This window comes from Shewanella sp. (genome assembly GCF_047975355.1).
GTDB lineage: Bacteria > Pseudomonadota > Gammaproteobacteria > Enterobacterales > Shewanellaceae > Shewanella.
The window spans coordinates 1-13,248 of the sequence record NZ_JBKEDJ010000065.1 but is presented as its reverse complement, the minus strand read 5'-3'; the positions used below and the strand labels follow the sequence as shown (position 1 = coordinate 13,248).

The following is a 13,248-nucleotide window of genomic DNA, read 5'->3' as shown; positions in this document are numbered from 1 at the left end:
TCAGTCTCAAGAGCAGCAGTCCCAACAACAAAATAATCCTGACCAAGCTGACGAAAAACCGTCGCAGGAGCAAGAGGCTTCATCCGAGCAGAATAAACCTCAGCAAGGCGAACAGGATAAACAGCAAGCGAGTGATGATAAGGCCAAGCAAGATCAGCAAGATGCACAGCAAAAACAACAGCAGGCCGAGCAACAAGCCAATCAGCAAAATAGCGCCGATAACAATGCTGAAGATAATGCTGAAGATAAAGAAGACCAAGCCAGCAACGAGGCCAAAATGCAGGCACAGGTCGAGGATGATAAGTCCAAAGCCGAGCAAGAACAGCAACAGGCCGTAGCGTCAAAAGCGGATAAAGAGAAACAGGTGCAGGCGGATAAAAACCCAGACACCGCGGTTGAGTCTGTTGAAGCGCCGCCGAGCAACAGCGAGCCTTTGCCCGCAGAGATGCAGCGAGCACTGCGGGGCGTGAGTGAAGATCCACAGGTGTTGCTGCGTAACAAGATGCAACTCGAATATCAAAAACGCCGTCAAAATGGCCAAATATCAAGGGATAACGAACAGTGGTGATCAGACAATTTTTTATCCTCCTCACGCTTTGCATCGCGGTCATTCAGCCCGCCTTTGCCCTGAGCAAACTCGAGGCGTCGGTCGATCGTAATCCAGTGATGGAGGGAGAGTACTTTGTGCTCAATGTCAGTGCCGACGATGAAGTCGACACGGGTAAACTCAATACCTCCATCCTGCTTAAGGATTTTATCGTGGGTCGCACCAGCGTGAGTCGTAGCACCCAGATAATGAACTTCGATGCGGTTAAAGAGACCCGCTGGCAAGTACTGCTTGCCCCAAAGCAAAAGGGCCAACTGACAATTCCATCCTTCAGCATTGATGGTGTCAGCTCTGCCGAAATCCCCCTAAAGGTGGTCGAAGCTGGCGCACAACCTGAGCAGGCCAAGAATCTATTTATCGATGCCAAAGTCTCGACCGATGAGGCCTACGTCGGCCAGCTTATCACCTACAAAGTGAAGCTCTACCTTGCGGTCGAACTGCAACGCGGCGTGCTCAATGCCCCCGTTATCGAAGGCGCGCAGATTAAGCAAATCGGCGAAGATAAAGATGGCTCAGAGATCATCGAAGGCCGTCGTTACCGCGTGATTGAACGCACCTATGGCATCATTCCCGACTTACCTGGCCAAGTGAATATCAAAGGCGCGACCTTTTCTGGCGATGTATTAGTAGAATCCCAACGCCGTGGCGGCATGTTTGGCTTTAACGAGAGCCGCCCAATGCAGGCTGGCGCGCCCTCCTTAAGCATTCAAGTCGAACCTGCACCAACTAGCTTCCAAGGCCAATGGCTTGTGGCCGATTTAGTGGCCTTAAAAGAGAGTTTTCCTGAGGATGTAAAAGAGTTTACCGTCGGTAGCCCCATCACCCGCACGCTCACCTTATTGGCCTCCAATGCCGATGAGAATAGCCTGCCAGATATCGCGCAAAATCTGCCGCCAGAGCTCAAATCCTATCCCGAAAAACCCCAGCGCCAAAGCTTTGTGCGCGATGCGCAAATTGTCTCCCAATACAGTATTACCTCGGCCATCGTTCCCAGTAAGGCGGGCACTTTTACCTTACCCGAAGTGAAAGTGCCTTGGTGGAATCCACATCTTAAACGCCAAGAAATGGCGACCCTGCCCGCCCGCACCATTCAAGTAAAAGGTGGCGCCGTGGTCGACGCGCCTATCGAACCCAACTGGCAGGCAAATACCGGCACCAACAATAATGAAAGCCATTGGAGCGCCAATCTGTTCGCCCTGCTGTGGCTGGTGACATTAGTTGCTTGGGCCGTTACCTTTATCGCTTGGCGACGTGCGCTTAAGCGCCAACCGACGGCCCATACACCAGTCGCCTCGCAACCGCTCGCTCTTGGCTCTGGCCTTAAGGGCTTAGAGCAAGCCTGCGCTAAAGGCAATGTCAGTGATATTTTGCAGCAATTGCAGCAATACTGTAGTGAGCAGGCCGCTCGCCCTATGACGCTCGATAAAATTGCGGCGCTGTCGAGCGAGTTAGCAGAGGCGATTCGTCAGCTACAAGCCTTGGCCTACGGCGGCAAAGCCAATAGCGACGCCCAACTGGCAAGCGCAATAAAAGCATTGTTAAGCGCGGTCAAAAGCGGCAAGCTACACCCCATGGCGCAGCAATCTACGCCATTACAACCGCTGAATCCCAATGGCTAAACACCGATGGATAACTCAAAATGACGCACGGCTTAATCGAATGAATAAGGTGTAATCTTTTGAATCGTAATATAAAAAGAAAATATCGTAAAAATGTTTGCTAACTGGCGAAAGAAATCCGTCGAGCCTGCGGTCTCTTCTGACATGCTGAGCAAACAACGACGATACAACAGCCTAGTCAAGGCGCTGCACGCCGATATCTTCCGCTATGCCTTTTGGTTATGCGGCGATAAGCAGTTAGCAGAGGACATCACCCAAGAAACCTTCTTGCGGGCATGGCGCTCTTTAGATTCCCTACAGGATGATAAAGCGGCGAAGGCTTGGTTGATCACAATTCTTAGGCGCGAAAATGCCCGTCGATTCGAGCGCAAACAATTTGATTACGCCGATGTCGAGCAAGACAGCTTAGAAGATCACATCGCCTCCAGTACCGAAGAGCAAACTGAGCAATATTGGTTGAGGCGACAAATCGCTAAGCTGGATATTGAATATCGGGAACCCTTATTGCTGCAATTGATTGGCGGTTTTAGTGGGGATGAAATCGCTCAACTTTTGGAACTGAATCGCAACACAGTGATGACGCGCTTATTTCGGGCGAGGAATCAATTGAAAGAACTACTTGAGAAAACTGAGGTAAGAGGCCAATCCAATGGATGAGCTTAAATTTAGACGTCAAGCTTATGAAGATCCTCATAATCAAGATCCTGAGTTTGTTGCGCAAATGCAGGAAAGCGCAGAAAACCAAGCATTCGTCGCTGAGCTTAAAAGCTTAAACGCCAAGCTCACCCACGCCTTAAAAGTGGATGTGCCAGAAGATTTAGCCGACAAACTGATCCTGCGCCAACAATTGCAGCAGCACCATAAGCAGCGTCGTCAAACGGGCTTTTTAGTCGCCATGGCCGCATCCATTGCCTTTATTGTAGGGATCAGTTTCAGCTTGTTGCGCTTAGGCCCGGTGGATTTAGCCGAGCATGCCTTAGCCCATGTTTACCATGAAGGTGTCGCCTTGCAAGTGGATCAGAATGTCAACTTTAGCCAAGTGAACGCGCAACTCGCTTCCTTAAAAAACCTCGGCCACGCTAAATTTACTGAGCAGCCCGGTAAGGTCTACTACACCTCTTACTGTGATTTTCAAGGGGTTAAGAGTCTGCACTTAGTGCTACAAGCTGAAAAAGGCAAAGTCACTCTGTTTATTGTGCCGATTGAAAAACGCATGGTGCTGGACAACACCTTCGCCGACGGTAAATATCAAGGTATGGGCTTTGAGGCTGGTGATGCATACATTTTGCTTGTGGGTAAAGATAAGACCGACCTTAGCTTCGTAAAAGACGAAATCAAGAACACCTTTATCTAACCTATTAATATCAAACCCTTTCTTATGCCGGCCTCCGATCTTTTCTAATGCTAGGAGGTCGGATTTCGATCACATCTTTATCTACTAATGGGTTCTTGCTCAAACATCTGGTAGCATGCTTGCCACTTTTAATAATAACAAGATGGGATAAAGACAATATGACGATTGAAACCCCGATTTTAATCACATTTGTTGGCTATTTAGTATTGATGATGGGCATAGGATTTTGGGCTTACCGTGCCACCGATACTGTTGATGATTATATTTTAGGTGGCCGTAAAATGGGCCCAGCCGTGACTGCACTCAGCGTGGGTGCCTCCGATATGTCAGGCTGGTTACTGTTAGGCTTACCTGGCGCCGTTTACTTAGGCGGCTTAGGCGAAGCATGGATTGGGATTGGTTTAGTGGTCGGCGCTTGGCTGAACTGGTTGTTTGTGGCCAAACGTCTGCGCATTTACACCCAATTAGCGGACAACGCTCTCACCCTGCCTGATTTTTTTGAGAAACGTTTTCACGATAAACAGGGTTATCTCAAACTCGTCTCCGCGGTTACGATTCTGGTGTTCTTCACCTTCTATGCTTCCTCAGGCATGGTGGGCGGCGCCATTCTGTTCGAAAAAGTCTTCGGCTTAGATTACAACGTTGCCTTAGTGATAGGCTCAGCCATCATCGTAGGTTATACCTTTATTGGCGGCTTTTTTGCTGTAAGTTGGACCGACTTTTTCCAAGGCTGTTTGATGCTCATCGCCCTGCTAATCATCCCCTTTGCAGTATTCTCTCACCCTGAGAGCCATGCGGGCATTGAATCTATCGATCCCGCCATGCTGGCACTTATCAGTGACAAAACTACGGTAATTGGTTTGTTATCACTGCTCGCATGGGGACTGGGTTATTTCGGTCAGCCACATATTTTGTCGCGCTTTATGGCGATTGGTAGTGCCGATGCATTGCCGCTTTCTCGCCGTATCGCCATGAGCTGGATGATCTTATCCCTGATCGGTGCCTTAGCGACAGGTTTGGCAGGTTCACTGTATTTTGCTAATCAACCGTTAGCCAATGCAGAAACCGTGTTTATTCACTTAGCACAAGCTGCATTTAATCCTTGGATTGGAGGATTACTGATCGCCGCGATTCTTTCGGCGATTATGAGTACCATTGATTCGCAGTTATTGGTGTGCTCGAGCGTGATCACCGAAGACTTTTATCGCAGGTGGTTGCGCCCTCAAGCCGACGATCGCGAGCTGATGATGGTAGGTCGCATGGGCGTGCTGGCCATTGCCGTGATCGCAGGCATCATTGCGCTGAACCCTGAAAGCAGTGTATTGAGCCTTGTAAGCTATGCTTGGGCAGGATTTGGTGCAGCCTTTGGTCCAGTCGTACTGCTCTCACTCTTCTGGAAGCAATACAGCCGTAACGGTGCAATTGCGACCATTATTGTCGGCGCATTAACTGTGGTGATTTGGAAACAACTTACTGGTGGTATTTTCGATCTATACGAAATCTTGCCTGGATTTGTGTTTGCGATTATTGCAGGTGTTATCGTCAGTAAAATGTCACGCCCTGCTGAAGCTATTACCGCAGAATTTGAGCAATTTAAATCCTCGTTATAACAGCAGAAATTTTTGCTAAGAATGTAAAAAGCGTACAAGTGTACGCTTTTTACAATTTGTTTAAATTTATTAACCTTTCGCTAGTTACAAAACATTAACCTCAATTAAAACCCTACCCTCAGATAAAAGCCAAATATACCAAGTATCTGGCCAGACCATTCGTTCATGCTAAAGTACAACCTTGTTTTAATTAACTGTTATTTAACAAAATTAAAATCTGGTCGGACTTGTTGAGATTACACACAATCCCTAACATGCCGGAGATTATAAAAGGATTTGCGCCTTGTTCTGGCAACTAGGACCGAACAAAATCCAATACCAAAATAATGAGAGAATAATAATGAAATCATTCAACAAGACACTGCTTGCCGTTGCTGTTGCACTGGCGAGTTCACAAGCTTTCGCTTCGGGTTTCCAATTAAACAGTCAATCAGCCACAGGTATGGGCCGTGCATTTGCAGGTGACGCAGTCATTGCCGATAACGCTTCTGTGTTATCTCGTAACCCAGCAGCTATGGCACTATTTGATAAAGATGCGATCTCTTTCGGCCTAACCTATGCCGATATCACTGTTGATGTTAAAGACGTTAACTTTGGCGGTGGCGCTGCTGACTTAGGCAGCATCGACGATGCGGGTAGCTCTAAAGTTATCCCGAATATTTTCTATATCCACCCAATCGACGATAAGTTTGCCGTAGGTTTTGCCGCATTCTCTAACTTCGGTACCGGTACTGATGCCAGCTCACTTTCAAAGAGTTTACCAGCTGGCTCACCAGCTCCTTATGATCTGCTTGGTGAAACAGAAGTTACTACAGTTAACTTCAACGCCAGCGTGTCATACCGCATCAACGATATGTTCAGCATCGGTGCGGGTCTGGATGCCATCTACGGCGAAGGCCGCTTAACCCGTAATATGGGCACTACGCCTTTGGTTGACGTAGACGCTGACGGTTGGGCCTTCGGTGGTATTGTAGGTGCCACTATTGAGTTAGATAAAGACAACCGTTTTGGCATCAGCTACCGTTTCAGCCCAACAGTAAATGTTGAAGGCGATATCAATACTGTCTCGATGACAAGCATCCCAGGTGTAGGTGCTGTACCAGTTGCGACCAGTTTTGACAGTTTAGATGTACCGCTAGCGGATATTTTCCAAGTAGCTGGTTTCCATCAAATCACGCCTAAGTTTGCTCTGCACTACACTGCGCAGCACACCCAGTGGGGCAACTTTGATCAAATCACGGCTAAAGACGGTACAGCAACCATTGCAGCGGTTGGCGTGACTCAAGCCGTTGGTGATGTTGCACTGAAAGAATACCAATGGAAAGATTCATGGTTATTCAGCCTAGGTGGTACTTACACCATCAACGAACAATTCACTGTTCGTGCAGGTTATATGCATGACCAAGGCGTTGTGGACGAAATTAGCTCGATTTCATTCCCAGACTCTGACCGTAACTGGTACACAGCGGGTATGAGCTACCACATCAACCCACAAAACACCGTTGACTTCGGTATCGCTTATATTAAAGGTGAAAAAGTTCACTTGATCGAAAACAGTGCTATTACAGGTCCTGTAAATGCGATTACTGAATCAAGTGGTATGTACTACTCAGTACAGTACAGCTACCAGTTCTAAGCTGTTTACGCCTCAAAAAGCCGCATTTATGCGGCTTTTTTGTATCTTGCGAATTTATTGCCTAAAGTTAATTCATTCCCCACTTACACTGTCACCCTTATGGCAAAAGTCATTGGACTCGGTGGTATTTTCTTTAAAAGTACTGATCCTGTCGCGTTAGCAACTTGGTATCAAACCCATCTGCAAATACCGATTGAAAACTGGGGCGGTGCGGCCTTTTACCACAACGATAAACCGACTCCCGGTTACCATGTGTGGACTCCCTTCGACCATAACACCAGCTATTTTGCCCCGACCGACAAAAGCTTTATGTTCAATTTTATTGTTGACGATCTGGAGCAGGCTCTCCTTCAAGTCACTCAGGGCGGCGGCAAACAGGTTGGAGATATCGAAGACTCGGAATTTGGCCACTTCGGCTGGTTTATCGACCCCGATGGCAATAAAGTGGAATTATGGCAGCCAAGCCCAATCCCTCCCGTAAACTAAGCCATTAAGTTATAAGCCACTTTTGCAACAACCACTCACTAATCCTGAATAGAAGTTGAGCATTTTCAATAAAGCGCAAAGCTTTACTCATTTGCCTATGCCCAAAGCGACATAATTGCAGTAAGGTAGCATCAACAATCCCATCGAGAGAGTCTGTTATGCAACGTAATTATCTACTCCCCGCCCTCGTTCTCGGCGGTTTTTTATGTGCAGGCATGGTCTATGTCGGGCAAAGTGCCAGCTCGGCGCTGTTAGAGATGAAAGCCCTAGAACGCACAGTCACAGTTAAGGGGCTGGCCGAAAAAGAAGTCAAAGCCAATATCGCCATCTGGCCGATCACCTTCACCGAAGTCGACAATAACCTGCCTAAGCTCTATGACACAGTGCAGCAAAAAACCGACAGAGTGGTTGCCTTCCTCAAGGAACAGGGTTTTAGCGACAGCGAAATCACAGTATCACTGCCGACGATAGAAGACAGACAGGCCCAAGGTTATGTCGACCCGAACGTGAGGTATCGTTACTCGGCTAAGGTCAACCTCTCTGTCTACACCCCACAAATTGATTTGATGCTAAGTTCACGTAAGAAAATGATAAATCTAGTGAAAGAAGGTATCGCTATCGGCAGCCAAGACTATGAGAGCCGAACCGAATTTTTATTTACGGCGCTCAATGATGTGAAACCGACTATGGTGCAGGAAGCAACGCAAAATGCGCGGGAAGTGGCAGAAAAGTTCGCCAAGGATTCACAATCACGTCTTGGTAAGATTAAGAGTGCCAGCCAAGGCCAGTTTACGATTTCCGATCGTGACAGCAGTACACCTTATATAAAACAAATTCGCATAGTTTCTACGCTGACCTATTATTTAAATGACTGATATCTAAACGGCTAAGGTTATTATTGAAGTGCTATGACAGGGCGATTGATGTAAGGGAAGATTCATTCGCCGTTTCCCTATATTAGTGAAATCGATTACATTAATTTTTTCTAATAAATATTGATTGCCTATTCAAATCAACTCCATTAGAATTTACTCATGGATTATTTTTGGGATGATTTTGTATGGCAACAATCTCACGTACTTTATTCACATTATTAGCATTTTCTACCTTCACGACTCAGGCGGCGTCCTTGGCGACCCTAGAGGTGATGAGCAAACCTTACGCGAATTGGGTGACCTTAGACGCCAGTATCGAGGCGGTAAAAGCTGCGACTGTGTCGGCGCAAACCTCAGGGCGTATCGTTAAGCTCAACTACGATGTTAATGATGTCGTACCAGAAGGCGCAGCCTTACTCGAGATCACCAGCAAAGAGCAAGGCGCGGAACTCGCAAGCTATGAGGCCGATCTCGCCAAAGCCACAGCGCTGAATGTGGAGGCGCAGGCCCAATATAAACGCTACAAAGAACTCTTCCCCCAAGGTGCGATTTCAAAGGGCACCATGGATGAAGCGACCGCCAATGCCAAGGCCGCCGAGCAAGCCGTCAGTGCCGCCAAAGCCCGTGTTATCAAAGCCACTGAATCCCTTAAATATACCGTGGTATCAGCCCCGTTTAGTGGGATTGTCACCGAACGGTTAGTCGAATTGGGCGAAACCGTGAGTGTCGGTCAACCGTTGCTGTCAGGGTTTTCACCAAGCCAAATGCGCGCCATCACCCAAGTGCCGCAGCGTTATATTCAACAACTGAAAAACGCCCCCGAATTTAGAGTGCGTTTAAATGATGGCCGCGAACTCACCTCTAAGGATCTCACCATTTTTAGTTTTGCCGATCCTGTGAGCCACAGTTATCAAGTTCGGATTAATCTGCCAAAGGATGAAGCCAATCTGCAACCGGGGACGTGGGCCAAAGCGATGTTTAAAAATGGCGAACGGGAAAAGATCCAACTGCCCACCTCGTCGCTTATCACCATGAATGAACTCAGCAGTGTCTACCTGAAAAAAGGCGAGCAATTTATCCTGACTCAGGTACGCGTCTCAGAACCTGTCGATGGCGAAGTCGAGGTGCTAGCGGGGCTGAGATCCGGTGATATTGTCGCCATGGACGCATACCAAGTGTTGCTTGAGCAAAAGCAATAAATTCCCTAGCGATATCCAACTTGATGAGGTTGTTGAATGAAACACGCTACTGAATCTTCGACGTCACTTGGCATCTCGGGTCGCATTGCGGCCGCATTTCAAAACAGTGCCATCACGCCGCTGCTGGCGCTTTTAGGCTTGTTGCTTGGCTTATTTGCTATCTTAGTGACGCCAAAGGAAGAAGAACCCCAAATTGACGTCACCTTTGCCGACGTCTTTATCCCCTTTCCCGGCGCGACCCCGACCGAAGTCGAAAACTTAGTCACCCTGCCCGCCGAACAAGTGATCTCTGAGCTCAAAGGGATAGATACGCTCTACTCTTTCTCCCAACCCGATGGCGCTATGATCATTGTGATCTTTGAGGTCGGTGTGACCCGCAATGATGCCATTGTCAGCCTTTACAACCAGATTTACTCCAATATGGACAAACTGCCGCGGGGCGCGGGGGTGGGCGATCCATTGATAAAACCCCGAGGCATCGATGATGTGCCGATTGTTAGCCTGACACTCTGGTCCAAGGACAAACAGGTTTCGGCAGAACAGCTCACCCATGTGGCACAGGGGTTAGAAACCGAAATCAAGCGGATCCCGGGTACGCGGGAGATTTACACCGTTGGCCAACATGAGATGGTGGCTAATGTGCGTATCGATCCCGCCAAGATGAACAGCTTTCACCTCACCTACGACAAGTTGAGACAAAGCCTGAATGATAATAATCACATATCGATGCCAGCCTCATTAGTGCAAGACAATCAAGAGATTAAGGTGCAGGCTGGCCAATTTTTACAGTCCATCGACGATGTAAAACAGCTGGTAGTGAGTATTTCTCAGGATAAGCAGGGAAAACCAATCCCCGTTTATTTAGCCGATATTGCCGACATCAGTTTAAAGAGTGATATTCCCACCCAAAGTGTTTGGCATAGCGACAAGACTGATATTTACCCCGCAGTGACCATAGCCATTGGTAAGCAGCCGGGGCAAAACGCCGTTGATATCGCCGATGCGACCCTCGCGCGCATCGCTAAGGTCAAGAATGTGTTGATCCCCAGCAATGTTGAAGTGACTGTGTCGCGCAACTATGGTGAGACGGCGGCGGATAAATCCAACACCCTTATTCTTAAGTTGATTTTTGCTACCAGCGCCGTTGTCGTATTGGTCTTTTTAACCATGGGTGCCCGCGAATCTTTGGTGGTGGGTGTCGCTATTATTATCACCTTGGCAATCACCCTGTTCGCCTCCTGGGCGTGGGGATTTACTCTCAACCGAGTGTCACTGTTTGCGCTAATTTTCTCTATCGGGATCTTGGTCGACGATGCCATTGTGGTGGTGGAGAATATCCACCGGCACATGGCGCTCGGTAAAAAATCCTTTAGTGAACTTATCCCCGTTGCGGTCGATGAAGTGGGCGGCCCAACGATTCTCGCTACCTTTACCGTTATCGCCGCCCTGCTGCCCATGGCATTTGTGTCGGGATTAATGGGTCCCTATATGAGCCCGATTCCCATCAACGCCAGTATGGGCATGCTGATTTCCCTGGTAGTCGCCTTTATGGTAACCCCATGGCTGAGTCGTAAGCTGCTCAAACACCATAGTGGCTCAGCGACAGAAGCCATCCACAACGATGACGCTGATGCTCAGATGAACGAGAGTAAAATGGTGCGCCTGTTTACCCGTTTAATCGGTCCCTTCCTGCTGGGTAAAAGCGCTCGTAAGGCACGGATTGGGCTTGCTGCCGGAGTCTTTGTGCTTATCGGTATCGCCGTGGCCTTACCTGTAGGTCAACTCGTGGTGTTAAAGATGCTGCCCTTCGATAATAAATCCGAGTTCCAAGTTATGGTGGATATGCCTGAAGGCACACCAGTGGAACAAACCCAGCGCGTGCTTCAGGATTTAAGTCGCTACCTTGCCACTGTGCCTGAGGTGGAGCATTTACAACTGTATGCTGGCACCAATGCGCCGATGAACTTTAACGGTTTAGTGCGCCACTATTTCCTGCGTAATAGCCAAGAACTTGGGGATATTCAGGTCAACTTAGTCGATAAGAAACATCGCAAGCGCGATAGTCATAGCATTGCACTCTCGGTTCGCGAAGAACTGCAACATATAGGTGCGCAGTATCAGGCCAATGTAAAAGTCGTCGAAGTGCCACCTGGCCCGCCAGTCTGGTCGCCGATTGTGGCCGAAGTCTATGGTCCAAGTCCTGCGATTCGCGAACAAGCGGCCTACGAGCTGCAGTCACTGTTCCGGGAGACCAAAGATGTGGTCGATATTGATATTTTCTTGCCTGCGGCGCAGCAAAAATGGCAAGTGATGATCGACCGCTCTAAAGCCAGCCTGATGGCGGTGCCCTATAGTAATATCGTTGATTTAATTGCAACTTCGGTTGGCGGCAAGGATGTGAGCTACTTGCATATCGCGCAGCAGAAACAACCTGTGCCAATCCGCCTACAGCTGCAAGAAGGGGCAAAAATCGATTTAGAGCAAGTGCTGAATATGAAGTTACAGAGCCAAACCGGGCAATCCGTGCCCGTGTCTGAGTTGGTGACCATTAAGCGCAGCAAAATCGATGCACCCATCATACATAAGAATATGATCCCTATGGTGATGGTGATTGCCGATATGGCTGGCCCGCTGGACAGTCCACTCTATGGCATGTTTGATATGGCGGGCAAAATCGATGGTGAAGGTGGCTTAGGCTTCGATCAGCATTATATCCACCAACCAACAGGGTTAGACTCAGTCGCCGTGCTCTGGGATGGAGAGTGGAAGATCACCTATGAAACCTTCAGGGATATGGGTATCGCCTATGCCGTGGGGATGATAGCGATTTATTTATTGGTCGTCGCCCAATTTAGATCCTATCTCGTGCCGCTCATCATTATGGCGCCAATTCCACTAACGGTGATAGGGGTCATGCCGGGGCATGCCCTGCTCGGCGCGCAATTTACCGCGACATCGATGATTGGCATGATTGCCTTGGCGGGGATTATTGTCCGTAACTCAATATTATTAGTGGATTTTATCAATCAGGAAACCGCCTCAGGGGTTCCCTTTGAGCGGGCTGTAATTCACTCGGGCGCCGTGCGGGCCAAACCCATTATGCTGACCGCTTTGGCGGCCATGATTGGCGCCTTGTTTATCCTAGACGACCCTATCTTCAACGGGCTTGCGATCAGTCTGATTTTCGGGATTTTCATCTCGACCTTATTGACCCTAATCGTTATTCCAGTGCTTTACTACGCCGCGATGAAAAATCGCATAAACTTAACTCAAACAGCCGATTAATCCACAATAGGCAGCTTTTTAGGCTGCCGCTAGGAGCAAGGTATGTCACTCGAACGCAGCATTATGGCTTTTGCCGGATTTATGGTGTTACTGTCTTTGGTGTTAACCGCTTTTGTACACCATAACTTTTTGTGGTTAACGGCCTTCGTTGGCGCTAACCTATTCCAAAGCGCTTTTACGGGTTTTTGCCCCGCGGCCATGGTATTACGCAAATTGGGCGTCAAATCTGAGGCTGAAATCGCTAGACAAGGTTAATGCATATTTGCAAAGGAGAAAGTCAGTGTTCAACAAGTTACTGTGTCGCAGTAAAACCTTACTGGGGGTGGCCCTCTTGAGTCTGTCATCACTCGCCTTAGTCCCCAACGCGGCAAGTGCCGCCGATCAAGAGCCCCAAGTTGCATGGGAAAAAATCGCTGCTGGCGCTATGGTGCTCGATGTACGTACCCCAGAAGAATTTGCTGCGGGCCATTTAGCCAATGCGGTTAATATTCCCTTTGAGCAAGTCGCCGCCGAGTTTGCTAAACGCGGTATCGCCAAAGATACGCCTGTGGTGTTGTATTGTCGTAGTGGCAGACGC

Annotated in this window: 11 protein-coding genes and 1 pseudogene; all 12 read left to right on the top strand. The window is 48.5% G+C overall.

The genetic code is table 11. From position 1 onward, the window contains the following. Nucleotides 1-568, top strand: a pseudogene (locus ACK5NH_RS16575) (hypothetical protein); the annotation flags it as partial. Then, nucleotides 562-2,226: a BatD family protein gene (locus ACK5NH_RS16570; RefSeq protein ID WP_416921860.1), complete on the top strand. Its 1,665-nt coding sequence runs from the start codon at nucleotides 562-564 to the stop codon at nucleotides 2,224-2,226. The pseudogene ACK5NH_RS16575 and the gene ACK5NH_RS16570, both read left to right, overlap by 7 nt. A 93-nt stretch (nucleotides 2,227-2,319) precedes the next feature. Next, entirely contained in the window at nucleotides 2,320-2,883 is a 564-nt protein-coding gene (locus ACK5NH_RS16565; protein ID WP_416921858.1) for a sigma-70 family RNA polymerase sigma factor, read from the top strand. Continuing rightward, a complete protein-coding gene (locus ACK5NH_RS16560) occupies nucleotides 2,876-3,580 on the top strand; it encodes a DUF3379 domain-containing protein (protein WP_416921856.1) in 705 nt (234 codons plus the stop codon). Before ACK5NH_RS16565 ends, ACK5NH_RS16560 begins: the two co-directional genes overlap by 8 nt. A 158-nt stretch (nucleotides 3,581-3,738) precedes the next feature. Beyond that, nucleotides 3,739-5,190, top strand: a complete 1,452-nt coding sequence (putP, locus tag ACK5NH_RS16555; RefSeq protein ID WP_416921854.1) for a sodium/proline symporter PutP — start codon at nucleotides 3,739-3,741, stop codon at nucleotides 5,188-5,190. A 340-nt stretch (nucleotides 5,191-5,530) separates the two neighbouring features. Further along, nucleotides 5,531-6,826, top strand: coding sequence for an OmpP1/FadL family transporter (locus ACK5NH_RS16550; protein WP_416921852.1), 1,296 nt, complete (start codon nucleotides 5,531-5,533; stop codon nucleotides 6,824-6,826). A gap of 99 nt (nucleotides 6,827-6,925) precedes the next feature. Next, nucleotides 6,926-7,312 (top strand): VOC family protein, encoded by a 387-nt coding sequence (locus tag ACK5NH_RS16545; RefSeq protein ID WP_416921850.1) that lies wholly within the window; start codon nucleotides 6,926-6,928, stop codon nucleotides 7,310-7,312. 158 nt (nucleotides 7,313-7,470) lie between these two features. Further along, nucleotides 7,471-8,187, top strand: a complete 717-nt coding sequence (locus ACK5NH_RS16540; protein WP_416921848.1) for an SIMPL domain-containing protein — start codon at nucleotides 7,471-7,473, stop codon at nucleotides 8,185-8,187. A 185-nt stretch (nucleotides 8,188-8,372) separates the two neighbouring features. Continuing rightward, complete coding sequence (locus ACK5NH_RS16535) at nucleotides 8,373-9,386, top strand: efflux RND transporter periplasmic adaptor subunit (RefSeq protein WP_416921846.1); 1,014 nt, start codon at nucleotides 8,373-8,375, stop codon at nucleotides 9,384-9,386. A 36-nt stretch (nucleotides 9,387-9,422) separates the two neighbouring features. Next, entirely contained in the window at nucleotides 9,423-12,671 is a 3,249-nt protein-coding gene (locus ACK5NH_RS16530) for an efflux RND transporter permease subunit (protein ID WP_416921844.1), read from the top strand. 42 nt (nucleotides 12,672-12,713) lie between these two features. Continuing rightward, a complete protein-coding gene (locus tag ACK5NH_RS16525) occupies nucleotides 12,714-12,926 on the top strand; it encodes a DUF2892 domain-containing protein (RefSeq protein WP_011716505.1) in 213 nt (70 codons plus the stop codon). Between the two features lie 25 nt (nucleotides 12,927-12,951). Beyond that, the coding region (locus ACK5NH_RS16520; RefSeq protein WP_416921841.1) for a rhodanese-like domain-containing protein at nucleotides 12,952-13,248 on the top strand (297 nt) is incomplete at its 3' end.

Bases quoted from the DNA above. Each gene is read 5' to 3' on its own strand.
- ACK5NH_RS16565 (WP_416921858.1), top strand. From the start codon at position 2,320: ATGTTTGCTAACTGGCGAAAGAAATCCGTCGAGCCTGCGGTCTCTTCT.
- ACK5NH_RS16560 (WP_416921856.1), top strand. From the start codon at position 2,876: ATGGATGAGCTTAAATTTAGACGTCAAGCTTATGAAGATCCTCATAAT.
- putP (WP_416921854.1), top strand. From the start codon at position 3,739: ATGACGATTGAAACCCCGATTTTAATCACATTTGTTGGCTATTTAGTA.
- ACK5NH_RS16550 (WP_416921852.1), top strand. From the start codon at position 5,531: ATGAAATCATTCAACAAGACACTGCTTGCCGTTGCTGTTGCACTGGCG.
- ACK5NH_RS16545 (WP_416921850.1), top strand. From the start codon at position 6,926: ATGGCAAAAGTCATTGGACTCGGTGGTATTTTCTTTAAAAGTACTGAT.
- ACK5NH_RS16540 (WP_416921848.1), top strand. From the start codon at position 7,471: ATGCAACGTAATTATCTACTCCCCGCCCTCGTTCTCGGCGGTTTTTTA.
- ACK5NH_RS16535 (WP_416921846.1), top strand. From the start codon at position 8,373: ATGGCAACAATCTCACGTACTTTATTCACATTATTAGCATTTTCTACC.
- ACK5NH_RS16530 (WP_416921844.1), top strand. From the start codon at position 9,423: ATGAAACACGCTACTGAATCTTCGACGTCACTTGGCATCTCGGGTCGC.
- ACK5NH_RS16525 (WP_011716505.1), top strand. From the start codon at position 12,714: ATGTCACTCGAACGCAGCATTATGGCTTTTGCCGGATTTATGGTGTTA.